General features: G+C 60.1%; 24 protein-coding genes and 1 tRNA gene. 10 read left to right on the top strand and 15 right to left on the bottom strand.

Annotated elements, in window-relative coordinates; genetic code table 11:
• Positions 1-10 precede the first annotated feature (10 nt).
• Positions 11-532, bottom strand: a complete 522-nt coding sequence (locus QD409_RS05055; RefSeq protein WP_430762012.1) for a GNAT family N-acetyltransferase — start codon at positions 530-532, stop codon at positions 11-13.
• A gap of 17 nt (positions 533-549) precedes the next feature.
• Entirely contained in the window at positions 550-1122 is a 573-nt protein-coding gene (locus tag QD409_RS05050; protein ID WP_430762011.1) for a helix-turn-helix domain-containing protein, read from the bottom strand.
• 170 nt (positions 1123-1292) lie between these two features.
• Between QD409_RS05050 and lepA the strand changes: the two genes are divergently transcribed.
• Genes lepA through QD409_RS05035 form a run of 3 tightly spaced genes read left to right on the top strand, consistent with a single transcriptional unit; the run spans position 1293 to position 3714 of the window.
• Positions 1293-3125: a translation elongation factor 4 gene (gene lepA / locus QD409_RS05045; RefSeq protein ID WP_430762010.1), complete on the top strand. Its 1833-nt coding sequence runs from the start codon at positions 1293-1295 to the stop codon at positions 3123-3125.
• A 59-nt stretch (positions 3126-3184) separates the two neighbouring features.
• Positions 3185-3415 carry a type II toxin-antitoxin system CcdA family antitoxin gene (locus tag QD409_RS05040; protein WP_430762009.1) on the top strand — a complete coding sequence of 77 codons (231 nt, stop codon included), beginning with the start codon at positions 3185-3187 and terminating at the stop codon, positions 3413-3415.
• The gene (locus tag QD409_RS05035; protein ID WP_430762008.1) at positions 3415-3714 is read left to right on the top strand and encodes a CcdB family protein; all 300 of its coding nucleotides are present in this window, start codon (positions 3415-3417) and stop codon (positions 3712-3714) included. The genes QD409_RS05040 and QD409_RS05035 overlap by 1 nt, the downstream gene beginning before the upstream one ends.
• A 2-nt stretch (positions 3715-3716) precedes the next feature.
• Here QD409_RS05035 and QD409_RS05030 read toward each other — a convergent pair whose 3' ends face one another.
• Together QD409_RS05030 and QD409_RS05025 are read right to left on the bottom strand one after the other, a co-directional pair.
• Entirely contained in the window at positions 3717-4172 is a 456-nt protein-coding gene (locus QD409_RS05030; RefSeq protein ID WP_430762007.1) for a GFA family protein, read from the bottom strand.
• Between the two features lie 198 nt (positions 4173-4370).
• Complete coding sequence (locus QD409_RS05025; protein ID WP_430762006.1) at positions 4371-5105, bottom strand: type 1 glutamine amidotransferase; 735 nt, start codon at positions 5103-5105, stop codon at positions 4371-4373.
• A 186-nt stretch (positions 5106-5291) separates the two neighbouring features.
• Between QD409_RS05025 and QD409_RS05020 the strand changes: the two genes are divergently transcribed.
• Positions 5292-5585 carry a SelT/SelW/SelH family protein gene (locus QD409_RS05020; protein ID WP_430762005.1) on the top strand — a complete coding sequence of 98 codons (294 nt, stop codon included), beginning with the start codon at positions 5292-5294 and terminating at the stop codon, positions 5583-5585.
• A 26-nt stretch (positions 5586-5611) separates the two neighbouring features.
• Here QD409_RS05020 and QD409_RS05015 read toward each other — a convergent pair whose 3' ends face one another.
• Positions 5612-6040, bottom strand: a complete 429-nt coding sequence (locus tag QD409_RS05015) for a BA14K family protein (protein WP_430762004.1) — start codon at positions 6038-6040, stop codon at positions 5612-5614.
• Between the two features lie 168 nt (positions 6041-6208).
• Here QD409_RS05015 and QD409_RS05010 point away from each other — a divergent pair, with 168 nt between their 5' ends.
• The 3 genes from QD409_RS05010 to QD409_RS05000 all read left to right on the top strand — a co-directional run bounded on the left by QD409_RS05010 (position 6209) and on the right by QD409_RS05000 (position 8288).
• Positions 6209-7639, top strand: a complete 1431-nt coding sequence (locus QD409_RS05010) for a phosphomannomutase (RefSeq protein ID WP_430762003.1) — start codon at positions 6209-6211, stop codon at positions 7637-7639.
• 92 nt (positions 7640-7731) lie between these two features.
• A tRNA-Leu gene (locus QD409_RS05005) sits at positions 7732-7818 on the top strand.
• A gap of 341 nt (positions 7819-8159) precedes the next feature.
• The gene (locus QD409_RS05000) at positions 8160-8288 is read left to right on the top strand and encodes a hypothetical protein (protein WP_280949786.1); all 129 of its coding nucleotides are present in this window, start codon (positions 8160-8162) and stop codon (positions 8286-8288) included.
• Positions 8289-8347: 59 nt separating this feature from the next.
• On the opposite strand, the gene QD409_RS04995 is transcribed toward QD409_RS05000, so the two are convergent.
• From QD409_RS04995 to QD409_RS04980, 4 genes are all read right to left on the bottom strand, one after another.
• The gene (locus tag QD409_RS04995) at positions 8348-8614 is read right to left on the bottom strand and encodes a DUF982 domain-containing protein (RefSeq protein WP_430762002.1); all 267 of its coding nucleotides are present in this window, start codon (positions 8612-8614) and stop codon (positions 8348-8350) included.
• A gap of 360 nt (positions 8615-8974) precedes the next feature.
• On the bottom strand, positions 8975-10894 hold the full coding sequence (locus QD409_RS04990) for a beta-N-acetylhexosaminidase (RefSeq protein WP_430762001.1): 1920 nt from the start codon (positions 10892-10894) through the stop codon (positions 8975-8977).
• A gap of 25 nt (positions 10895-10919) precedes the next feature.
• Positions 10920-11696 carry an SDR family oxidoreductase gene (locus QD409_RS04985; protein WP_430762000.1) on the bottom strand — a complete coding sequence of 259 codons (777 nt, stop codon included), beginning with the start codon at positions 11694-11696 and terminating at the stop codon, positions 10920-10922.
• Positions 11697-11806: 110 nt separating this feature from the next.
• Positions 11807-12670: a MurR/RpiR family transcriptional regulator gene (locus QD409_RS04980; protein ID WP_430761999.1), complete on the bottom strand. Its 864-nt coding sequence runs from the start codon at positions 12668-12670 to the stop codon at positions 11807-11809.
• A 279-nt stretch (positions 12671-12949) separates the two neighbouring features.
• Between QD409_RS04980 and QD409_RS04975 the strand changes: the two genes are divergently transcribed.
• Genes QD409_RS04975 through QD409_RS04965 form a run of 3 tightly spaced genes read left to right on the top strand, consistent with a single transcriptional unit; the run spans position 12950 to position 16027 of the window.
• On the top strand, positions 12950-13435 hold the full coding sequence (locus tag QD409_RS04975; RefSeq protein WP_092843694.1) for a hypothetical protein: 486 nt from the start codon (positions 12950-12952) through the stop codon (positions 13433-13435).
• A gap of 11 nt (positions 13436-13446) precedes the next feature.
• Complete coding sequence (locus QD409_RS04970; protein WP_430761998.1) at positions 13447-14922, top strand: M81 family metallopeptidase; 1476 nt, start codon at positions 13447-13449, stop codon at positions 14920-14922.
• A 1-nt stretch (position 14923) separates the two neighbouring features.
• The gene (locus tag QD409_RS04965; protein ID WP_430761997.1) at positions 14924-16027 is read left to right on the top strand and encodes a D-TA family PLP-dependent enzyme; all 1104 of its coding nucleotides are present in this window, start codon (positions 14924-14926) and stop codon (positions 16025-16027) included.
• Between the two features lie 222 nt (positions 16028-16249).
• Here QD409_RS04965 and QD409_RS04960 read toward each other — a convergent pair whose 3' ends face one another.
• From QD409_RS04960 to QD409_RS04935, 6 genes are all read right to left on the bottom strand, one after another.
• Positions 16250-17383: an ABC transporter ATP-binding protein gene (locus QD409_RS04960; protein ID WP_092843448.1), complete on the bottom strand. Its 1134-nt coding sequence runs from the start codon at positions 17381-17383 to the stop codon at positions 16250-16252.
• Positions 17384-17467: 84 nt separating this feature from the next.
• Positions 17468-18697 (bottom strand): ABC transporter substrate-binding protein, encoded by a 1230-nt coding sequence (locus QD409_RS04955; RefSeq protein ID WP_430761996.1) that lies wholly within the window; start codon positions 18695-18697, stop codon positions 17468-17470.
• 34 nt (positions 18698-18731) lie between these two features.
• Positions 18732-19589 carry a carbohydrate ABC transporter permease gene (locus tag QD409_RS04950; protein ID WP_092843452.1) on the bottom strand — a complete coding sequence of 286 codons (858 nt, stop codon included), beginning with the start codon at positions 19587-19589 and terminating at the stop codon, positions 18732-18734.
• Positions 19586-20473, bottom strand: a complete 888-nt coding sequence (locus QD409_RS04945; protein ID WP_092843454.1) for a carbohydrate ABC transporter permease — start codon at positions 20471-20473, stop codon at positions 19586-19588. The genes QD409_RS04950 and QD409_RS04945 overlap by 4 nt, the downstream gene beginning before the upstream one ends.
• 13 nt (positions 20474-20486) lie before the next feature.
• Positions 20487-21647, bottom strand: coding sequence for a Gfo/Idh/MocA family protein (locus tag QD409_RS04940; RefSeq protein WP_430761995.1), 1161 nt, complete (start codon positions 21645-21647; stop codon positions 20487-20489).
• Between the two features lie 199 nt (positions 21648-21846).
• Entirely contained in the window at positions 21847-22179 is a 333-nt protein-coding gene (locus QD409_RS04935) for a hypothetical protein (protein WP_092843458.1), read from the bottom strand.
• Between the last annotated feature and the right edge of the window lie 250 nt (positions 22180-22429).

The following is a 22429-nucleotide window of genomic DNA, read 5'->3' as shown; positions in this document are numbered from 1 at the left end:
TCCGTCCGTTTCAGGCCACGATGCGCTTATAGAACAACGTCGTGTCGCAAAGACCGCCCTCAGGCCACATGGCATAATCCGGGATGATGCCGGCGCGTAGCCAGCCGAGGCGCGGATAGATCGCCTCCGCATCGCTGCCGGTCGCCGTATCCAGCACCAGCAAGGTCTTGCCGATGCGGGCAGCTTCGCGCTCCGCCGCCTCCATCAAAAGACGGGCCAGACCCTTGCCCCGTGCGGACCTGTGCACCAGCAGCTTCTTCAGATCGCCGCGATGGGGCTGGTTCGGCATCTGCGCTGCGCCGATCTGCACCGTTCCGACGAACCTGCCCTCGATCGACGCGACGAAAAGCAACGTCGCGCCGCTTTCGACGCTATCAGCAACGCCTTGCCAATAGGGCATCGCATCAGCCAATCCGTAAGGCTGCATGAAGCCGACGGATGCGCCGCCATTGACGCAATCGGCAAGCACGTCGCAGAGATCCGGCAGGACGGCGCGAGCCTCGGCAGCGGAAAGAAGACGAATATCAGGCATGAAAAGATCCTTGGGTTTTATGAACGGCCGCGATCGAGGATGACGCTGTAGCGCGCCGGCCCCTCGCCCGGATTATGAAAGGCGTGGCCGTCGCCGACGCCCATGAAGAGACAGTCGCCGGGCAAGAGGCGATGGGCGACGTCGCGGTGCGTTACCTCCATCTCGCCCTCGAACAGCCAGACATGCTGGGTCATGCCGAGACTTGCCGTATTCGGCGGGAAGATCACGCGCGCGCCGGCGGGGAAGATGACCTCGACAACGTCGACCTTCGAGCCCGTTCCCGGCGGCGAGACGGCGCGTCTGACATAGCCGGTTCCCGGGTCGCGCCAGATCGCCTGCTGATCGCGGCGGGCAAGCGGCGACACCTCCTCATCCTCCTCGGCAAAGAAGGCCGAAAGCGAAAGGCCGAGCGCCGCGCAGAGCCGCGACAGCAGCGAGGCCGTCGGGCTCGCCTCTGCCCGCTCGATGCGTGAGATCATGGCGCGGCTGACGGCCGAGGCATTGGCGAGTTCATCCAGCGTCAGGCCGCGGGCGATCCGCAGCTCTTTGATACGCGCGCCGATCGCCAGTTCCAGATCATCATCCGCCATTATCTATGTCTCGCATCTCAAAATTCTACTATAAGAGAAATACATGTTCTTATAACGGAATCAAGAGCCATTCGATGTTCATCGCCGCCGGCCGGAAAAGGCTAACGCAACGTGAAGATAGCCGCCAAAACCCCGCTTTTCCGCTTTGCGGCGCGAGGCGGCGCTGCTATATGGCGCGCATGAGCACCAATTCCACCACTCCGCTTTCCCATATCCGCAACTTCTCGATCGTGGCCCATATCGACCACGGCAAATCGACACTGGCCGATCGTCTTATCCAGACGACGGGCGGTCTTGCCGAACGCGAGATGTCGGAGCAGGTGTTGGACAATATGGAGATCGAGCGCGAGCGCGGCATCACCATCAAGGCCCAGACGGTGCGCCTGCACTACAAGGCCAACAATGGCGAGACCTACATCCTCAACCTGATCGACACGCCCGGCCACGTCGACTTCGCCTATGAAGTCTCGCGCTCGCTGTCGGCCTGCGAGGGATCGTTGCTGGTGGTCGATGCTTCGCAGGGCGTGGAAGCGCAGACGCTCGCCAACGTCTATCAGGCGATCGACAACAATCACGAGCTCGTCACCGTCCTCAACAAGATCGACCTGCCTGCGGCCGAACCGGACCGCATCAAGGCCCAGATCGAGGAAGTCATCGGCATCGATGCCTCCGAGGCCGTGCTGATCTCCGCCAAAACCGGTCTTGGCATCCCCGACGTTCTCGAGGCTATCGTCCACAAGCTGCCGGCGCCGAAGAGCCCCGGCGGCGAAAAGGCGCCATTGAAGGCGCTGCTGGTCGACAGCTGGTACGACACCTATCTCGGCGTCATGGTTCTCGTGCGCATCATCGACGGCGTCATGACCAAGGGTCAGACCATCCGCATGATGGGCACTGACGTAAAATACCAGGTCGAGCGCGTCGGTGTGCTCACGCCGAAGATGCTGACAGTCGAGAGCCTCGGCCCCGGTGAGATCGGCTTCATCACCGCCTCGATCAAGGAAGTGGCCGACACCCGCGTCGGCGATACCATCACCGAGGACAAGCGCCCGACCGCCTCAGCCCTGCCGGGCTTCAAGCCTGCCCAGCCTGTGGTGTTCTGCGGCCTCTTCCCGGTCGATGCCGCCGAATTCGAGGATCTGCGCTCGGCCATGGGCAAGCTGCGCCTCAACGACGCCAGCTTCTCCTTCGAAATGGAATCCTCGGCCGCCCTCGGCTTCGGCTTCCGCTGCGGCTTCCTCGGCCTGCTGCACCTGGAAATCATCCAGGAGCGCCTGGAACGCGAATTCAATCTCGACCTGATCGCGACGGCTCCCTCCGTCGTCTATCAGCTCACCATGACAGACGGCACCGAGATCGAGCTGCACAACCCGGCCGACATGCCCGACGTCGTGAAGATTTCCGAATTCCGCGAGCCGTGGATCAAGGCGACGATCCTGACCCCGGACGATTATCTCGGCTCGATCCTGAAGCTCTGCCAGGACCGCCGCGGCATCCAGACCGAGCTGACCTATGTCGGCAACCGCGCCATGATCACCTACGACCTGCCGCTCAACGAAGTCGTCTTCGACTTCTACGACCGCCTGAAGTCGATCTCCAAGGGCTATGCCTCCTTCGACTACAGCCTGACCGACTATCGCGAGAGCGATCTCGTCAAGATGTCGATCCTCGTCAATGCCGAGCCGGTGGATGCGCTCTCCATGCTGGTGCACCGCTCGGCCGCCGAAAAGCGCGGCCGCGTGATGTGCGAGAAGCTGAAGGACCTGATCCCGCAGCACATGTTCCAGATCCCGATCCAGGCCGCGATCGGCGGGCGCATCATCGCCCGCGAGACGGTGAAGGCGCTGCGCAAGGATGTGACCGCCAAGTGCTACGGCGGCGACGCCACCCGCAAGCGCAAGCTGCTCGACAAGCAGAAGGAGGGCAAGAAGCGCATGCGGCAGTTCGGCAAGGTCGAAATCCCGCAGGAAGCGTTTATCGCCGCGCTGAAGATGGGGGATGAGTGAGGCGCTTCTCAATAACGAATTATGCGCATATAGTTTGCGCATAATTTGAGAAACACCTCATGACTCAATCGACAAGAAAAGCCGCAAATTTGTCTCTCGACGAGAGGCTCGTTTCAGACGCACGCGACTTGAAAATTAACATCTCGCGTGCCGCCGAAGATGGCATAGCGCGCGCCATCAAGGCTGAACGCGAGCGCCTATGGCTTCTGGAAAATACTGAAGCCATCGAACAAGCCAATGCCTATGTTGAAAAACATGGCTTGCCGTTTGGAAAATATCGGCAGTTCTAATGGCAAGGTTCCATGTCTATGGTCTTAAGCAGAGCCAAATTCTCGCACTGGATCTTCAGTCCGACTTGTTGGAGAGACTCAGCACACGAATGATGGCGCCGCTGCTTCTCGCAGAGGATGTGTCGAAGCCAATGGCAAGACTCAATCCGCAATTTACGATCAACGGCAAGCTATACATTATGGCAACCCAATTGATGGCGGCAATCCCACTCATCGAAATCGGGGAATTGATCACCGATCTCGGTGCGCACGGCGATCGGATTACCGCCGCGACCGACTTTCTTTTCCAGGGCTTCTGACCTTAATTCCCGGCCATATACTCTTTGATCAAGCCCTCATATTCGTCCATGGCCGGCAGCGCGGTATAGCTGTGCTTGGCGGGTATCGTGACCCATGGCAGCTTTTCGCTCGTCCAGGTCTCCATGAAGGGCGTGAACCAGCTGATATCGTCGAGCATGGTGGCGCGGACATTGACAAACCAGTCGACACCCTCCAGCCGCGTGAAGAGCCAGCTCATGCAATGCGGGCAGAAATAGTGATGGATGGCGTCCCCATGCAGGCCGCCGATAACCGGCTCGCCCTCCGTCACCTCGAAACCCTCCGAGGGAATTGCGACGCTCAGCGAATAGGGGCCGCTCGTCATGCGCTGGCAGCCGGTGCAGTGGCAAGCCATGGTCAGCAACGGCTTGGCGTTGATCTTCAGCCGCACTTGCCCGCAGCGGCAGCTGCCTTCGCAGGGTAATTCCAGCGTGCCCATAATCTCATCTCCTCTCATGTTCTAAAGCGTTTCCGCTTTTCTTTGAATCGCGGAAACGCTCTATCTTCTTGCTTTTTTACGCATTCCGGACGGAAAACCGCTGCGCACTTTTCCTGGAAATGCCCTAAGACCAGCGACGCGCAGCATCTCGCCATCAAGCTCCGCCAGCTTTTGCCTGTTTAGAAGCTTATGCGTTTCTCAAGCCTCTGCCGCCTGAGGAAGCTCCGCCTGTGTCCTTATTGTCTTTACCCAGGCCCGTGCGATGGCAAGGCCGGCCGTTTCCGCCGCGGCTGCGTGCCGGGTCACGAGCTCGGGATATTTCTCCAGCCAGCCCGGCTCCTTGCGCTCGATCGTTTCCTTGAACTCGCCGCGCCAGCGGTCGACCACGGCGGCATTGGCCTCAAAATGGAACTGCGTGCCATAGGTGGCGCGACCGATGCGAAAGGCCTGGTTCCGCGTCACGCCGTTGGCCGCGAGGCGGGTAGCGCCCGGCGGCAAGGAAAACGTATCGGAATGCCATTGGAAGATGGTGAATTCGTCGCCGACATCGGCCAGCAACGGATCCGCCCTGCCTTCGTCAGTCAGGCCGATCGACTTCCAGCCGAATTCGTGGGCGGCGCCAAGGAGGTTCTCCCCTTCGTAGGCGCGCGCCAGGATCTGGCTGCCGAGACAGATGCCGAGCACGGCCTTGTCCTCGCTCTCGAAACGGCGCATGAGCCGCACCAGCTCAGGCAGATAAGGGTGGGTGTCATCATCGCGCGCACTCTGCTCGCCGCCGAGCACGACAAGCGCATCGTAGGACTTCGTATCCTTGGGCAGCGCTTCGCCGCTCCAGGGGCGGAACCATTCGATCTGCGCTCCAGCCTCTTCGAGCGCGATACCGAGAGCGCCGAGCGGTGTGTTCTTCATATTCTCGATGATGGCGACGCGCATTCCGATAATCCCCAACTGACAGTCCAATCGGAGATGAGCATGCGGAGAGACGACAGGCAAGGGGTCAGAGCGGTTCGCTTTACGCAATTCCGGACGGAAAACCGCTCAGCACTTTTCCGGCAATTGCTCCGGCTTGCAGGCGGATAAAGTTGAGCATAAATGTCAGCAAACAACGAGGATCATGCAATGAGCGACAAGCCCCGGATCACCATTCTCTACTGCACTCAATGCAACTGGCTGTTGCGCTCCGGCTGGATGGCGCAGGAGCTGCTGCAGACCTTTACCGACAGTCTCGGCGAAGTGGCGCTGATACCCGGAACCGGCGGCGTCTTCGAAATCCGCATCGACGGCGAGCTGCTGTGGGAGCGCAAGCGCGACGGCGGCTTCCCCGGACCGAAGGAGCTGAAGCAACGCGTGCGAGACATCATCGACCCGGAACGTAATCTCGGCCATACCGATCGCGCATCGCTGGAAAGCTGAGCCGGTCCTTCCACCCGCCACGGTCGTCAGTCGAAAGGCGAGTGGCATTCCTTGAAGCCGTGATTGATCGTGGAATAGAGGTTGGTGCCCGCATTGTACGTCCGGTAGCGCTCGGCACACCACATCTCATGCCGCGTGCGCTGCTGGGCTGGCGAAGGATAGACCTCCCGCGGCGGCGTGTAGGTTTCGCGCGGCTGGATCACAATGCGCGGGCTGTCGTAATTGTTCACGCCTCCATTATAGGGCGGCGTGATGGGAAGCGGTTGGCCGGGCCGGGTGTAGAATTGCCGCTCGCCGAAACCGAAACAGCCGCGAGAATCGCAGATGACGGAATTGGTACTGGGCGGCGAAATGACGATCCTCGGAGGATCTGAAGCCGCGACGGCAAGACCCGCTTGCCCCAGCAGGGCAAACCCAAGAGCGCAACCAAGCCCGATCCTGTGAAAAACAGCCATGACAAGCTCCTGTGCCGTACGTCACGAACCAATGTTGCCGCTGTGGCGCCTCCATCCTTATTTGGGGTCATATGGTGGCAAAACCAGTGTGAAAGCGGCGACCCACGACGAGTTGATCCCACCCAGCGCTTGCGCCATAACAGCGCAATCATTTCGGGGAGATTGCCTGTGAGCAGCTTGAAATTCGGTACCAGCGGCCTCCGTGGCCTGTCGGTCGACCTCACCGGGCGGGCATCCGCTCTCTATGCGACGGCGTTCGCCCACCATCTGCTGAAGAGCGGCCACGCTAAACCCGGCGATCTCGTCCTTGTCGGCCGCGATTTCCGCGAATCGAGCCCAGCGATCTCGGCGACCTGCATCGGCGCGCTGAAGCGGGCGGGCCTGACGCCGATCGACTGTGGCACACTGCCGACGCCGGCGCTGGCGCTCTACGGGCTGCAACAGAAAGCGGCCTCGCTGATGATCACCGGTTCGCATATTCCCGCCGACCGCAACGGCATCAAGTTCTACCGGCCGGATGGTGAGATCGACAAGCAGGACGAACTGGCGATCAGCGCCGAAGCAAATGCGATGGTCGATACTCTTCTCGACGAAACGCCTGACCACGCCGAAAATCGGACGGCCGAGACCGAGGCGCTGTTCCTGGAGCGCAACAAGGGTCTGCTGCCTGCCGGCAGCCTCGCCAGCCTCACCATCGGCGTCTACCAGCATAGCACCGTGGCGCGCGATCTCTTCGGCCAGGTGCTTGCTCATTACGGCGCCCGTGTCGTACCGCTTGGCCGCTCCGAGAACTTCATTCCGGTCGATACCGAAGCAGTCTCTCCCGAGACGATCCGCCTCATGAAAGGCTGGGCACCGGAGCACGGGCTGGACGCGATCGTTTCGGCCGACGGCGATGGCGACCGGCCGCTGGTGGCGGATGAAACCGGCGAGCCGCTGCGCGGCGATCTGCTCGGCCTCATCGCCGCAAACTTCCTCGGCGCCGACGTGGTGGTGACACCGGTCACCTCCAATTCCGGCATCGAGGCAGTTGGCTCCTATAGCGTTACCCGCACTCGCGTCGGCTCGCCCTACGTGATCGCCGGCATGGACGAGGCCGTGGCCGCGGGCAAGACCAATGTCATGGGCTTCGAAGCCAATGGCGGCACGCTGACGACGAGCCGCTTCACCGTCGCGGGCAAGCCTTTCGATCCGCTGCCGACGCGCGACAGCTTCCTGCCGGTTCTGGCGACGCTCTATGCAGCCGCGAGGGCGAAGACGCCGCTTTCAGCTGTTGCCGACAGCTACCGCCTGCCCTTTGCCGCCGCCGACCGCCTGGAGAACTTCCCGGTCGAAACCAGCACAGCGCTGATGGCTCACCTGCGCGCCTCCGATGCCAATCTTGCGGACTTTCTTGCCCCTGTGGCCGGGGTGGCATCGAAGAGCGACATAGACGGGCTGCGGGTCACGCTTGTGGATAACCGAATCATCCATTTCCGTCCCTCCGGCAATGCGCCGGAAATGCGCTGCTACGTGGAAGCAGGAAGCGAAAGCGAGGCAAAGGCCTTGCTGGAACAGGGACTTGGCCTGATCAGGGCATGGGCTGCAGCCCAGGTCTAACCCGGGCTTCAACCGCTTTTTTCACGATTGACACGAAAACTTCAAAAACCCTGTTGACACCGGACGGCCACCCCCTTACATGCGTGTCCGTCGCCCAGATGGCGGAATTGGTAGACGCGCCAGCTTCAGGTGCTGGTACCCGAAAGGGTGTGGAGGTTCGAGTCCTCTTCTGGGCACCATTCCATTTTTGAGAAACGTAGATTTCTCAATTATTTCAAGACTAACGAGTTCCTTTGGAACACATTCGGTTCACCGAATGTGTACGATGGGACTTGTCTTGAAATGGGCGAAGACGACAAGAATTTCCACTTGCCGATACCTTGAGCGGATACCCTGCAGCGGCCCGCGGAATCCTCCCCATGGCGGCCATCTCTCGGCGCCCGATGAGGCAGCGCGCCACCTCATGGAGGTCGCGGATCTGCGCACACGTCACGGTGAGAACTCAGATTTTGGATCATCTTTAAATCGTTGACTGTGGAGAAAACCGCGACCTAATAGGGGAAACCTTGAGGGATTTTCGATGCACCACAAGAGCGACTGGTACGATCTGATTGTTGGCGACGGCAACGTCAACCAGGGGCTGGCGAGGATGATGGGTTCCATCCTCGCGTTCATCGTGGTCTTCGGCGTGATTTTCTGGTTGATCTGACCGATCGCGTTGCCTCCCGTGGCCCAGGGCGTTCATTCAGTCCCTGATGTCAGGTAGGTCTAGTGGATGCTCTCCGCATCCGGCTTGACGTAGAGCCCGGCCTCGCGCGCCGCTTCAAGAAAAGCCTCTCTCGACTCTTCGGCAGAGACTTTGCCGAGGACGGCATCCAGGCACACCAAGACGGCCTCGTCCGCCACCGGTCCACCTTCAGCGGGCCATTTCTCGCTCATGCAGTTTGCCGCATCGAGCGCGTTGGTAATGATCGCAAAACGGCCGATCCCACCAAGCTCGACTATGACGGGGCTTCTCCAATCACTATTGTCCATGTTGAACCTCCCTCACCCATGGAGCGCCATCAGCGCTGCGATCAAAAATGAACCGGTGCCGGCGTACGCGGCCATGGTCACATGATAATCCGTTGAGTCTCACTCCTTGCCTCGGACGACGCTTCGATAACGTCGCGCAAGGGTGGATGTTCCTGGGGCGAAGACGCTCCATCGGGATTTTTTCCGATGCGATCTAGGCGGCGGGCGCTTGGCATCGTCCGCATAGCTTTCCGGCTCCTCATCGCAGGTATGAAAAGGCCGCCAAGACTTCTCTCGGCGGCCTGCAGGCAATCCAGAATATGACAGCGCGGCGTCCTATCAGCTATGCCGCTGCCGGGCATCGCGTGATTGCGGGCAGAGCTAGAGCTTCGGGCTCAGCAGGACGATGGCGGCAAAGCGCAGCCAGTCCTTCTGTGCCCTCGGTGTCCAGGCAGCCTCGGCAATGGCCGGCAGGCGCGGGAAGACCAGGCGGTTGAAATAATCGCGCGAGGTGAAGTTCTCCTGCCAGATGCAGGCCTGCACGCCCTTCATCAGATGCTTCAACTCTTCCGGGAAATCGCCTTCCGCCTCATAGGCATAGGTATGAGCGGGCGGCACGGTGCCGGCCCAGCTCGCGCCCGGCTCCTGCCAGGCATCGGCCTGCACCATGTCGAGATAATAGGCCTGGCCCGGCGTCATGACGACCTCGTAGCCTTCGCGCGCCAGCTCGATGCCGACCTCCGGCTTTTCCCAGGCCATCAGCAGCGTGCTCTCCGGATCGACGCCGCCGCCATGGGCGACTTCGTTCCAGCCGGCAAGCTTGCGGCCGCGCTCGTTGAGCATCGCCTTGATCCGCTTCAGGAAATAGGATTGCAGGGCGAATGTGCCCGATATGCCTTCCTTCTCCATGAGCTGGCGCGCCAGCGGCGAAGCGAGCCAGGAACCGTTGGCGACCTCATCCCCGCCGATGTGGAGATATTGCGAGGGGAAGAGTTCGACCATTTCGTCGAAGACCTTGGCGAGAAATTCGTAGGTCGGCTCGATGGCCGGGTTCAGAGCATTGTTCGGATAGCCCTGGACGGAATGATAGCTATCAGGCGCTTCCTGCCCGTCCGTCAGTTCAGGCAGCGCAACGAGGGTCGCAGTGCTGTGGCCGGGGATATCGATCTCCGGCACGACCTCGATGCCGAGTGCGGAAGCATGAGCGACGATCTCGCGGGCGTCATCCTGCGAGTAGAAGCCGCCGACGGGTTCGGCGCCATTGCCGAGCTGCGGCAGCAAAGGCTCGTCCGGCCCGCGCAGAACGCCGGTTGACGTCAGCTGCGGATAGGCACGGATCTCCAGCCGCCACGCCTCATCATCCGTCAGGTGCCAATGGAAGATGTTGAGCTTCAGCCAGGCGAGAATGTCGAGCAGGCGCAGCACGTCGGCCTTGGGCGTGAATTGCCTGGAGACATCGAGATGGCAGCCGCGCCAGCCGTAACGCGGATGATCGGAGATCGACCCCGAAACCGGGAAGCGGAACTTGCCGGGTTCGCGACGAGCGCCATCGAGTAGCTGCGACAGCGTCGTCAGGCCATAGAGGCGGCCTGAAGCGGCCGAGAAGGCCAGCGTGATTTCATCCGCGCCGAAGGTCAGCTCATAGGCCTCGACGGCAAGGGCCGGCCGTTCGACGAAGCGCAGCACCCTGCCCTGCGGCGCGGCAATCAGGCTGAAGGGAATATGATTGGAAGGAAACAGCCGGCGGAACAGTGCCTGTGCCGTGGCAAGCGCCTTCACGCTTGCAGCGTCGGTCCCCTTTGCCGGATAGAGCGCAACCGGAAAGCCTTCGCCCGGCTTGACATCGATGGATGCAGGCCAGGGCTGAATGGCGAAGGGAAGTTCCAGCCTGCCTTCCGGCAGCAGCACCGGCGGCGGCTCGCTGGTGCGGCCCTCGAGCAGGAGATCCGACGTAAACACCGTGATATGGTTTCCGTCTTCCAGTGTGACATAAGCGGACTTGGCGCCATCGGTGCAATGCTTCGCGACGCGGTGGAGGCTGGAAACCGTGAATGTCCAGCTCTCGCCGGGAGCTATGGACAGGCCGGCCGGCGGCGCGAACTCATGAAAATTGGCGTTGCGGCGCACGAAGACGGCATTCTCACAGATCTTCGGATCGATGAAGCGCGTCAGCGTCGTGTAGGCAAGGCGGAAATTCGAAAGAGGCGCATCCGAGAAATTGAAAAGCGTCAGGGTCAGGCGACCATGCTTTCCTCCCTCCGGAGACCAGGTGTTTTCGAGATGATAGGAGGCCGGCTGCATCTAAATTCCCCTTTGGCAACGAGCATCAATAATGATCGGACTGTGTGAAGGTGTGGGCGAGTTCCGCCTGCCCTGCCGTCAAGCCGCAATCGACCGGCAGGCAGACGCCCGTAATGGCCGAGGCGAGCGGACTTGCGAGAAACGACACCGCATTGGCGACATCGACGGGATCGACGACGCGACGCAGCGCATACCAGCGCTTGGCCTCCTCGAAAACATTCGGATTTGCGGCGGCACGCACCTCCCAGGCCTGGGTGCGCACTGTGCCCGGTGCAACGGCATTCGAGCGGATGCCGAACTTGCCGTACTCCACTGCCACCAACCGGGTGAAATGCAGCAGCCCGGCCTTGGCGGCGCTGTAAGCGGGATGACCGAAAACTGCCATGCCGTTGACGGAGGCGATGTTGATGACCGATCCCTTCGACGCCTTCAGCATGTCCTCGACGGCGCGGAAGCAGAGGAAAGCGGCTTCTAGGTTGAGGGCATTGTCGGCCCGCCATATCTCCGGCGTCGTGTCGTGCAAGCTGACCGCGCGGGCCGCTCCGGCATTGTTGACCAATGTCCTGAGCGTGCCCAGTCCTGACGCGGCTTTCGCCATTTCGGCCGTGTCGATCTCACTTGTTATATCCGCCTTGAACGCGACGAAACGCTCTGCGGGGCCTAGCGTCTGCGCCGCCTTCTGCGCGGCAGCTTCGTCGATATCGACAAGCAGGATGACATCGTGATCATCGGCCAGGCGTTTAGCGATGGCGCGACCGATATCGCCTGCGGCCCCGGTAACGATGGCAACGGATTTACTCATATGGCTTTCCTCTGACTAAGTTCCCGAGCGGCGGGCGTCCGCCGCTGTCTATTGTTATTCTCTGTGCAATTCCGGACGCAAAACCGCTGCGCACTTTTGCTGGAATTGCTCTAGTCCCCAAGAAGCTGACGGTCGTCGCCGTCGCGATGGGTGACGAGTTGCTGCTTGATACGGCGCAATATCACCGTGGCTTGCGGACGAAGGCGATAGGCGACGAGGCTGGCGAGGATGTCGAGCACGGCCAAATAGGCGATGCGCGTCGATGTCGGCCTATAGATATTGTCGCCTTCCGGCAGATCGATCGGCACGGTGATATCGGCGACATGCGCCACGGGGCTTCCGCTCTGCGTCAGTGCGATGGTCGGCACCTTGGCCTCGCGCGCCAGCGTGAAGGCGCGCACCAGCTCGGCATTGCGACCGGAAAAGGAAGAGCCGATCAACACATCCGCCGGCTTGGCAGCAGCGGCCATCATCAGCTGCATGCTGTGGTCGGAACTCGAGGTAATGCGCAGGCCGAGCCGGAACAGGCGGTTCTGTATCTCGCTGGCGATCATCGACGAATTGCCGCCGGAGCCGAAGGCGTAGATCATCTCCGCGTCGGCAAGCCGGTTTGCCGCCTGCTCGATGGCAGCCACGTCCAGCCCGCGATGCAGCAGAAAGAGCGCATTCTGCGCCTTGGTAATAATGTCCTGCGCGACGTCGGCGGGCGCTATGCTCTTCGGCTCGGGCTTGAGGTAGCGCATGCCGACATAGGCGGTGCGGGCCAGCTGCACCTTGAAATCGGAGAAGCTTTCACAGCCGAGACGGCGGCAGAACCGCGTCACAGTCGGCGGAGAGACGTCCGCCTTGCCGGCCAGCTCGATGATGGAGGCGTTGACGGCGAATTCGAAGTCGTTGAGGACGATGTCGGCGATGCGGATTTCCGATTGCGAAAGCCGGCCTCTTTCATCCTGCATGGTCGTGAAGATATCCATCAGCTCCCCCTTTATTCTGTCGCTGGGTTCTAAACGTCCGATATTTAATAGGCGACGCAAACCATCTCAATCTCGCACTTCGTCACCAATGCCTACTTACGAGTGTGCGAGGGGCGCGGTTTGCCTTTCGCGCCTATCTGACGGGAACCATGCATGTGACAAACATCATATGATTCCTGCAAATTATTTTCTTGATACGTTGACAAATGACCATAGAAAGCAGAATTTGACCAGTGAAAATCGGAAATTATGAAAAGAATTTAAATGACGGCGGATACAATGCGTGATCCCTTCAAGAATCCCTTCCCTGCCAGCGATGCCGCCAGGCACGCGATCTGGGAGATGCTCGTAACGCGTGATATCGATGCCTTCCTCGCCGCAGACTGGTCGAGCGTTGCAGGCGATTTCGTCGAAGAGGGCTTCATCGGCATCGACGGCCGGCGTGAAGTCAGCCCCGACAAATGGCGGCTCGCCTTCCCGACCCTGACGGCCTATCGCGACGAGTGGCTGCGCCAGGCGCGCGACTTCGCCACGCAATCCTTCGCCGAAGATCCACGCACGGCCATTTTCACCACGACGACGCTCGAGGATATCGAGATCGAAGGCGATATGGCGCTGGTGCGCAAGAAGTTCAACGGCAGCCTGAAGAAGTCGGATGGCAGCATCGACGTGCTGAAATGGCAGACGCTCTATTATTGCCGCCTGCATGAGGGACGCTGGAAGATCAGCGGCTTTACCGGCTATCTGCCGAATCCCATGGAATAGAGGCGACATCATTGCGCATTTTCACCGCGGCCCTAGCGACCGAGACGAACACCTTCTCCCCCATCTGCATCGACCGACGCGCGTTCGAGGCGTCTCTTTATGCGCCGCCGGGCATGCACCCGGAAACGCCGACGCTCTGCTCCGCCCCGATCACTGTGGGACGGCGGATCGCTGTGCAAAAGGGCTGGGAAGTGATCGAAGGCACCGCCACTTGGGCGGATCCGGCCGGACTGGTGAATCGCCTGACCTATGAAGAGCTCAGGGACGAAATCCTCGGCCAGTTGCGGGCGGCAATGCCCGTCGATGCCGTCGTGCTCGGGTTGCACGGCGCCATGGTCGCCGATGGTTACGAAGACACCGAGGGCGATTTCCTGTCGCGTGTCCGCGAGATCGTCGGGCCGGATATCCTCGTTTGCGCCGAACTCGATCCGCACAGCCATCTGACAGAGAAGCGCCTCGCCGCTGCGAACTTCTTCGTCTATTTCAAGGAATTCCCGCACACGGATTTCGTCGATCGCGCCGAGGATCTCTGGCGCATCGCCATCGATGCGCTCGAAGGCCGCGTCAATCCGGTGACGTCGGTGTTCGATTGCCGTATGATCGACGTCTTTCCGACATCGCGCGAGCCGATGCGCTCCTTCGTCGACAAGATCATGGCGATGGAAAAGAGCGATGCCGATATCCTGTCGATATCTGTCATTCACGGCTTCATGGCCGGCGATGTGCCGGAGATGGGCACCAAGCTGCTTGTCGTCACCGATAATAAGCCGGATAAGGGATCTGCGATCGCCCGCGATCTCGGGCTGGAACTCTTCTCCAAGCGCGGCACGTTCATCATGCCGCAGATCGACGAGAAGCAGGCCGTCAGCCAGGCCATGGCCGCGACATCAGGCCCGGTCGTCGTTGCCGACCTCTGGGACAATCCGGGCGGCGGCACGGCGGGAGACGCCACCGTCGTCCTTCAGGAACTGCTCGACCGCGGCGCCACCGACACGGCGATCGGCACGATCTGGGATCCGATGGCCGTGCAGATCTGTATGGCAGCCGGCGAAGGTGCTGAAATTCCGCTGCGCTTCGGCGCGAAATCGGCGCCGGGCACCGGCAACCCCATCGACGGCCACGTCAAGATCGTGCGCCTCGTCACCAATGCCGAGATGCGTTTCGGCGAGAGCTTTGCGCCCTTCGGCGACGCTGCACATATTCAGCTCGATGGTATCGACATCATCCTGAATTCGACGCGCGCGCAAAGCTTCGACCCGAGCCTTTTCTCGGTCATGGGCATCGACCCCACGACTAAGAAGATCCTGGTCATCAAATCGACCAATCACTTCTACGCATCCTTCTCCAAGATCGCCTCGGAGATCCTTTACTGCTCGGCCGGAACGCCCTATCCAAACAATCCAGCCCGTACCCCCTATCGCCGTGCGCGGAAAGACATCTGGCCGATGGTGGCCGATCCGCATGCGGCAGAACGGAAAGACGCCTGATATGGCACATGATATCGCCTCGGAAATCAGCCCCAAGACCGGCGACCGCATCGAAGGGCTCTCGACGCCTCGCCCGATCATTGACGAAGACCGGCTGGCTGGGAACATCGCCCGCGTGCAATCCTATATGGATGCACACGGCCTGAACTTTCGGCCGCACATCAAGACGCACAAGATTCCGGCGCTCGCGCGCGCCCAGGTCGCCGCCGGCGCCAAGGGGATCAACTGCCAGAAGATCACCGAGGCCGAAGCCTTCGCCGACGCGGGCTTCGAAGACATCCTGATCACCTTCAACATCCTCGGTGCTGAAAAGCTTGTTCGCCTCTCGGCCTTGAACGATCGCATTTCCGGCTTGAAGGTTGTGGCCGACAGCACCGTCACCGTCGATGGGCTTTCCGCCTGGTTTGCCGAACGCAAGCCGCTCACCGTGCTGGTGGAGTGCGACACCGGCGGTGCCCGATGCGGCGTGCAGACGCCGGAACAGGCAGCCGCGCTCGGCAAGCATATTGCCGGTAAGCCAGGCCTCGTCTTCGGCGGCTTGATGAGCTATCCGAAGCCGAACAATGCTGCAGCGACACAGGCCTTTCTGGCCGAATCCGTCGCGCTGCTGAAAAACCAGGGCATCGAGTGCCCGATCGTCAGCAACGGCGGCACACCGAGCCTGTTCGAAGCCCATCTCGTCACGGCCGCCACCGAACACCGTGCCGGAACCTATATCTATAATGACAGATCCATGGTGCGCGCCGGCCATTGCCGCGAGGAGGATTGCGCGATGCACATCCTCGCCACCGTCGTCTCGCGACCGACCGAAGACCGCGCCGTCATCGATGCCGGTTCGAAGGCCCTTACCTCCGATCTCCTCGGCTTTGCGGATTTCGGCCAGGTGGTGGAGTACCCGGAAGCCATCATCAAGGGCCTCTCGGAAGAGCATGGCGTGATTGATCTGTCGAACTGCACGGGCGCACGCCCGCAGATCGGAGACAAGATCCGCATCATTCCCAATCACACCTGCGTGGTTTCCAATCTGTTCGATCAGATGGTGTTCCACCGCGGCGGCGTGGTGACGCGCGTCGAGGACGTGGCGGCTCGCGGCCTGGTCTGGTAGGCGCAGACACTCTCCTTAAACAGAAAACGGCGGCCCGCGGGCCGCCGTTTTCTTTTGTCTTATAGTTCCCGCCAAGATTGCGCGGTCGGCGCGGTTTTGCATCGGCAGACGACCGCCTCCGGTAGAATGGGTCGGCGCTTCATGGAATCGCCAACCCACTCTAACCGTCTGTTTGATGCAATTCCGGACGGAAAGCCGCTGTGCACTTTTCCTGGAATTGCTTTAGGAGGCGGTAGAGCTCAAGAGCTCCATGTCGATCTCGGTGAGTTCGACGCGACGCTCGAAAGCCTGGCCGTTCTCATCGAAGAGGTGGCAATCGGCAATGCGGATGCCGGTCTTCAGCGGCGCCTCCAGGCGGATGGCAGCGCTGCCGGGCAGCGTGGCGCAGAAATTCTCATCGATGCCCTCGGCGGATGCATAGGCAACCGTCTGGGCCCCCAGATGCTCGACTACGGTCGGCACAATCGTCAATGTCAGATCGCCCTCACCGAGCTGGACATGCTCCGGCCGGATACCCAGCGTCAGCGTCTTGCCGACCGCACCCTGGCGTGGTGCCACGGGCAGCACCACCTTCTGGCCCTTGTAGTCTATCTCGACGCCGGCATCGCTGACATTCGTGCACGTCACGGGCAGGAAGTTCATCTTCGGATTGCCGATAAACTGGGCGACGAACGTATTCGCAGGCTTGTGATAAAGCTCCAGCGGCGCGCCGACCTGCGATATTTCGCCGGCATTGAGAACGACGATCCGGTCGGCCATGGTCATGGCTTCGACCTGATCATGGGTCACATAGATCATGGTCGCCTGCAGCTGATGATGCAGCTTCGCCAGCTCGATGCGCATATCGGCGCGCAGAGCGGCATCGAGGTTCGACAACGGCTCGTCGAAAAGAAAGATCTTCGGTTCGCGAACGATGGCGCGGCCGATGGCGACGCGCTGGCGCTGGCCACCCGACAACATGCCCGGCTTCTGCTGCAAGCGCTGCTCGAGATGCAGAATGCGGGCAGCATGCTCGACCTTGGCCTTGAGCTTGTCTTCCGGCATCTTCTCGACCCGCAACGGGAAGGCAATGTTCTCGAACACCGACATATGCGGATAGAGAGCATAGGACTGGAAGACCATGGCGATGCCGCGCTTGACCGGCGGCAAATCGTTGACGCGGTTGCCATCGATCATGATGTCGCCGCTGGTCACCTCGTCGAGGCCGGCGATCATACGCAGCAGGGTCGACTTGCCGCAGCCGGACGGACCGACAAAGACGATGAATTCACCGTCCGTAACGTCAAGCTCGACGCCCTTGATGACCTCGAAATGACCGTAGAATTTCTTGACCTGATTAAGGTGCAGCTTTCCCAAACTCTGTCTCCGCGCGGCGCCGCTACTAGGCGGGCAGGGCTCCAAAGGCCGCGCGCGATGCGCGCGGCCCGGTTACTTGCAGGCTTACTTGTACTGCTCGAGATCCGCAGCTGCCTTCTTCAGGGCATCCGTAGGCTGGGCCTTGCTCGTTACGACCGACTGGACCATCTCGATCATGACGTTCTGGAAGCCCTTGTAGTCCTTGAACAGAGGCTCGGGACCACCGTAGCTAATACCGTCGATGAACGGCTTCCAGAAGGGATCCTTCTTCTGGAACTCGTCGACCTGCGGAGACGGACGCAGAGGCGTGAGGCCAGCGCCGCCCTGCAGCTCGTATTCGCCCTGCGGACCAGGAGAGGTGATGAACTTCGCGAATTCGATCGCCTTGTCCTCGACGCCGCTGCCCTTGAAGACGGCAAGGCTATCGGTGATGAGCAGCGTGCCCTGACCCTTGGCCGACGGGCCGAGCGGCAGCGGAGCGACGCCCCAGTTGATCTTCGTTTCCTTCAGGCGATAGGCAGCACCCGAACCAGCCTGAATCATGCCGACCTTGCCATCCAGGAAGATGGCGCGCATTTCGTTCTGCTCGTAAGCCGTCGGTCCTTCGACGGAGTAAGGCGTGATGTCCTTGTAGGCCTGAAGCGCGGCCAGCACTTCAGGGCTGTTGAGGACGACCTTGTTGCCGTCGATCACCTTGCCGTTGTTGCTGTAAATCCAGTGCAGGAACTGGTGCATGGTGTTGTCGAAGGTCTTGGCCGACAGGCCGTAGCCGGGAACGCCGGTCTTTTCCTTGATCGCCTTGGCGTCGGCGATTTCCTCAGCCCAGGTGGTCGGCGGCTTTTCCGGATCGAGGCCCGCCTTCTTGAAGAGGTCCTTGTTCCAGTAGAGCGCCTTGGTCGAGAACGCGATCGGCACGCCCCACTGCTGACCGTCATAGGTGACGGTATCGACGATGTTCGGATAGTAAGTCTTCTTTTCCGCATCCGTCATCGGGACCGGAACGATGAGATCGTTCTCGGCGAACTGCTTGAGCGTACGCGAACCGACATAGGCCATGGAGACCGGCGTGCCGGCGGCAGCGAGCGTCGTTGCCTTGTCCTGGCACTGCTCCCAGCCAACGACTTCAGGCTTGACTGCCCAACCCGGATTCTTGTCTTCCCATTGCTTGATATATTTCACATGGATCGGGTCGATGCTGTCGCCGCAATAGATCCAGCTGATCTCCTTGTCGGCGGCATGGGCCGTCACGGCGCCAAGCGCTGTGGAGCCGAGCAAGGCCAGCGCAAGCAGCCCCGTTTTGAAATGGAATGTCACGTTTAAGCTCCCGTTCTCTGGTGGTTGATTGATTTTATTGCTTCACCGCGCCAGCGGTCAGACCGCTGACGAGATACCGTTGCAGGAAGAAGATCACGACCAGCGCCGGCGCGATGCCGACGAAGCTTGCGGCCATGAGTTCGTTCCAGACGACCTCCTGCCGGCCGAAATAGGCAAAGAGCCCAACCGGCAGCGGCATGTATTCCGTCTTCGAATTGAAAGTAAGAGCGTAGATGAACTGTTGTGCGTAGGAACCGATGAAAGTGGTAATGGCGACGACGGTGATGCCTGGCATGGCGATCGGCAGGATGACGCGACGCAGCGTATAGAAATGGCTGGCACCATCAACAAAGGCCGCCTCGTCGAGCTCCTTCGGAATGCGCATCATATAGGTGCGCAGCAACCAGATCCCGGAGGGAATGAGGAAAGCGACACCCGGTATGATCATTGCAAAATAGGTGTTCAGCACGCCGAAGGAGCGCATGAGCCGGAACAGCGGGATCAACAGCACGGCGCCGGAAAACATGTTGACCGCCAGGAAGGCACCGAGCAGTAGGCCGGAGCCTCTGAACTCGAAACGCGCGAAGGCATAGGCCGCCGGCACGACGAGGATCAGCACGATAATAGTGCTCACGCCGGAAATCAGGAACGAGTTGAAGATATACCAGCCGAAGCCGGGCACGCTGGTCCACATCGTGCGATAGGCTGCGAACGAGCCGTTCTCGGGAATGAAGCGGTAGGGCGACGAGAAGAGCTGGCTGAGCGGCTTCAGCGAGACCAAGAACCCTTCGACGAAGGGTGCCAGCACGAAAGTCAGGAACAGCAGGATTCCGGCATAAATGCCGATGAGCTCGTACCACTTGTAGCGATTGATCATCGAAGGCTGGCTCATCGCTGCTTGGCTCCCGTGGAAAAGCGGCTGGTCAGGCGGAAATAGGCAAGGCAGAAGATCGACAGGAAGATGCAGATCAACACTGCGCGGGCGGCACCCTCACCATATTTGTAGGAGCCGATCGCGGTGCGATAGGTGTCAATGATCATCGTCGTCGTTTCGCCGTTCGGGCCGCCGCGGGTCAAAATCCAGATGATGTCGAAGGAGTTGAAGGTGGCGATCAGCGACAGCATCGACATGGTGACCAGCGAGGGCACCAGCAGCGGCAGGGTGATGCGGCGGAAGCGATAGAAGCGACCGGCGCCATCCGTCCAGGCGGCCTCATAGAGATCATGCGGGATCGCCTGCATAGCCGCCAGCATATAAAGAGTGACCATCGGCACGCCGATCCAGACGTCGGTGACGATCGTCGCCCAGAAGGCCGAGCTACCGTAAGCAAGGAACGCCACCGGACTGCCGACGATGCCGAAACGCTGCAGCAGGCCTGAAATCATGCCGAACTGGCCATTATACATCCAGCCCCACATGAAGATGCCGATCGCCATCGGCACAACCCAGGGAGGCATGGTCAGCACCCGGAAAAGCGACCGACCCGGAACTGCCGAATTCAAAAGCGCCGCCCCCAACGTGCCGATGATCATCTTGATCGACACGGAGAAGAACGTCCAGATGAAGGTGCGGACGATGACGCCCGCGAAAGTGTCGTTGAAAATCTTCGCATAATTCTCGAAGCCGACCCAATTCGTCACCTTCTTCAACGACGCGTCGGTGAAGGACAGGACAACAGTGTCGACTAGCGGATAGGCGACGATGACGATGACATAAAGAAGGGCTGGAAAGAGAAGGATCCAAGCGAAGATGACTGTGCTGCGTTGAACACCCATCTTGCGCCCCTCCCTAGGCTACTTTTGAATAGAGCGCTTCGTCGAACTCGTCCCAGATCGGTCGGAGATCGACGACAGTCCTCTTCATGCGCGCCTCGTCCATCGAGAGCGCCAGAATGCCCGCCTCAAGCGCATTCTGGGTCGACACCGGCAGGTGCAGGCCCGTCTTGACGTGCGCGATGATATCGGCAGCCATCTGTTCATCGGCTCCGTAGTGCTGCGAAAGCGTCGTGCGCGTCGCATAGGTCTTTTCGATCACCTTTTTGCCGGTCAGCATCTCGTGAACGTTGAAATAACCGCGAATGAAGTCGCCTTCTGCCATACCACGCGAGCCCATGATGGCAAAGCGGCGGAACTGGTCGGGCACGTTCAGATTGGTGTGGAAATTCATGCCGACGCCGTTGGCGTATTCGACGATCGCGACCTGATAGTCGATGATGTCGCCATCGCTGTCGAAGACCTTGTCCGATCCCATCCAGCCGCTCGGCTTGCGATGGAAAAGTTCGAGGTCGTTGATGCCTTCCCGTGCCGGATCGTTTTCCGGAATGAAGCTCTTGCGGCCGCCGAAGCTTGCAACCCGCTCCGGCCGCGCGCCGACGACGCCATTGTAAAGGTCGAGATCGTGGCAGCACTTCTCCAGCATGAAGCTGCCGGAATAATGCTGGTAGCGGCGCCAGTCGCGCATGAAGAAGGCGCCATGATAGGGCTCGATATGTTCGGACGCTTCGATGGAAACGACATGGCCAAGCTTTCCTTCGGCCTGGGCGACCAGCAGATCGCGATACATGGGCGAGTAGCGCAGGACGAGACCGACCATCAGCCGTTCATGGCCGAACTTGGCCATCAGCCGAGCAAGCTCGATGCTATCCTGGATGGTCGTAACAATCGGCTTTTCGCAGAAAATCTTGAGGCCGGCTTCGAGGCCGATGCGGATATGCTCGAGATGCAGATGGTTCGGCGAACCGATCATCAACAAATCCATCTTTTCATTCGCAATCAGCTCTTGGGGAGTGGCATAGGCCTTTCCGGCGGAAATGCCCTGCTCGATCAAACCAGGCAGGCCCGCGGGTTCCGGATCGACACAACCGGCAATCTCGAAGCTCTCATCGATCGCCTTGAACACATAGCCCAGATAGCCCAGGCGGAATCCCAGCCCAATGATTCCAACTCGCATGCTTTTGAGTTCCCATTACGTAATTTATTTTCGTAATCTTGGGGCAATTTTTCGCATTCGTCAACGACGTTCGCGCATTTACACGGAAACATGAAATTTATTTTCAGATCACAGTCTAAAAAAGCGCAGCCTTCAAGCATGAAGCTGCGCCTGGTTCGACTACATTGCCGCTTATTTCAGCAGGTCCGTCCGCGCCGTCTTATCGGTCCTGGCTGTTATACTGCCAATATTGATAGTTCGGCTTCCTGGTGCTGGTGGAGATGACGCCGTTTTGCTCACAGACATAGCCCAGGCGCGGCAGGCCCCGATAGTAAAAACCTCTATAGAACTCATCCGAATGCACTGTCGTCGTGCGGCATTCGAATTGCTCATCGGCCGCCATTTTGGGCGCTGTCACCCCTGGCAGATTCCTGTAGGGATAGACGGGAGCGACATACGGCTTGGGGAGAAGCGGATTGTCTGCCAGTGCCGCTACCGGCATGGCTCCAGCAAGGAACAGAGCAGCAATGGCAATCTTCGATTTGTTCCACATGAATTGCTAGGCTCCTTTACCCATGCAAGCGCAAGAACCGCACGCCGCATGTTTCCAATATAGTAAGGCCAGCGCCACGCGCCAACCGCCAACCGGACACCCTTTCAAAGACGTCGGCAGGCGCAGGCTCCTGGGGCGGGACAGCGGTATTCACGCTTCGTTACACCAAACGAAATGCTTTTATCCCCAAATGCAACGCAGGCGAGCAATCGGAATTTGCGACAATTCGTAAGCATGTTATATAGTAGCA

It is taken from the genome of Rhizobium sp. BR 315 (assembly GCF_050577975.1).
GTDB classification, from domain to species: domain Bacteria; phylum Pseudomonadota; class Alphaproteobacteria; order Rhizobiales; family Rhizobiaceae; genus Rhizobium; species Rhizobium miluonense.
Note: the sequence above shows the minus strand (reverse complement) of the source record. Positions and strands in the feature narration are given on the sequence as shown.

Coding starts and splice junctions, on each gene's coding strand:
- QD409_RS05050 (WP_430762011.1), bottom strand. CDS start 1,122: ATGGCGGATGATGATCTGGAACTGGCGATCGGCGCGCGTATCAAAGAG.
- QD409_RS04935 (WP_092843458.1), bottom strand. CDS start 22,179: ATGTGGAACAAATCGAAGATTGCCATTGCTGCTCTGTTCCTTGCTGGA.
- QD409_RS04975 (WP_092843694.1), top strand. CDS start 12,950: ATGCGTGATCCCTTCAAGAATCCCTTCCCTGCCAGCGATGCCGCCAGG.
- QD409_RS04965 (WP_430761997.1), top strand. CDS start 14,924: ATGGCACATGATATCGCCTCGGAAATCAGCCCCAAGACCGGCGACCGC.
- QD409_RS04995 (WP_430762002.1), bottom strand. CDS start 8,614: ATGGACAATAGTGATTGGAGAAGCCCCGTCATAGTCGAGCTTGGTGGG.
- QD409_RS05000 (WP_280949786.1), top strand. CDS start 8,160: ATGCACCACAAGAGCGACTGGTACGATCTGATTGTTGGCGACGGCAAC.
- QD409_RS05030 (WP_430762007.1), bottom strand. CDS start 4,172: ATGGGCACGCTGGAATTACCCTGCGAAGGCAGCTGCCGCTGCGGGCAA.
- QD409_RS04950 (WP_092843452.1), bottom strand. CDS start 19,589: ATGAGCCAGCCTTCGATGATCAATCGCTACAAGTGGTACGAGCTCATC.
- QD409_RS05040 (WP_430762009.1), top strand. CDS start 3,185: ATGACTCAATCGACAAGAAAAGCCGCAAATTTGTCTCTCGACGAGAGG.
- QD409_RS04985 (WP_430762000.1), bottom strand. CDS start 11,696: ATGAGTAAATCCGTTGCCATCGTTACCGGGGCCGCAGGCGATATCGGT.
- QD409_RS04940 (WP_430761995.1), bottom strand. CDS start 21,647: ATGCGAGTTGGAATCATTGGGCTGGGATTCCGCCTGGGCTATCTGGGC.
- lepA (WP_430762010.1), top strand. CDS start 1,293: ATGGCGCGCATGAGCACCAATTCCACCACTCCGCTTTCCCATATCCGC.
- QD409_RS04990 (WP_430762001.1), bottom strand. CDS start 10,894: ATGCAGCCGGCCTCCTATCATCTCGAAAACACCTGGTCTCCGGAGGGA.
- QD409_RS05035 (WP_430762008.1), top strand. CDS start 3,415: ATGGCAAGGTTCCATGTCTATGGTCTTAAGCAGAGCCAAATTCTCGCA.
- QD409_RS05015 (WP_430762004.1), bottom strand. CDS start 6,040: ATGGCTGTTTTTCACAGGATCGGGCTTGGTTGCGCTCTTGGGTTTGCC.
- QD409_RS04980 (WP_430761999.1), bottom strand. CDS start 12,670: ATGGATATCTTCACGACCATGCAGGATGAAAGAGGCCGGCTTTCGCAA.
- QD409_RS05025 (WP_430762006.1), bottom strand. CDS start 5,105: ATGCGCGTCGCCATCATCGAGAATATGAAGAACACACCGCTCGGCGCT.
- QD409_RS04945 (WP_092843454.1), bottom strand. CDS start 20,473: ATGGGTGTTCAACGCAGCACAGTCATCTTCGCTTGGATCCTTCTCTTT.
- QD409_RS05020 (WP_430762005.1), top strand. CDS start 5,292: ATGAGCGACAAGCCCCGGATCACCATTCTCTACTGCACTCAATGCAAC.
- QD409_RS05055 (WP_430762012.1), bottom strand. CDS start 532: ATGCCTGATATTCGTCTTCTTTCCGCTGCCGAGGCTCGCGCCGTCCTG.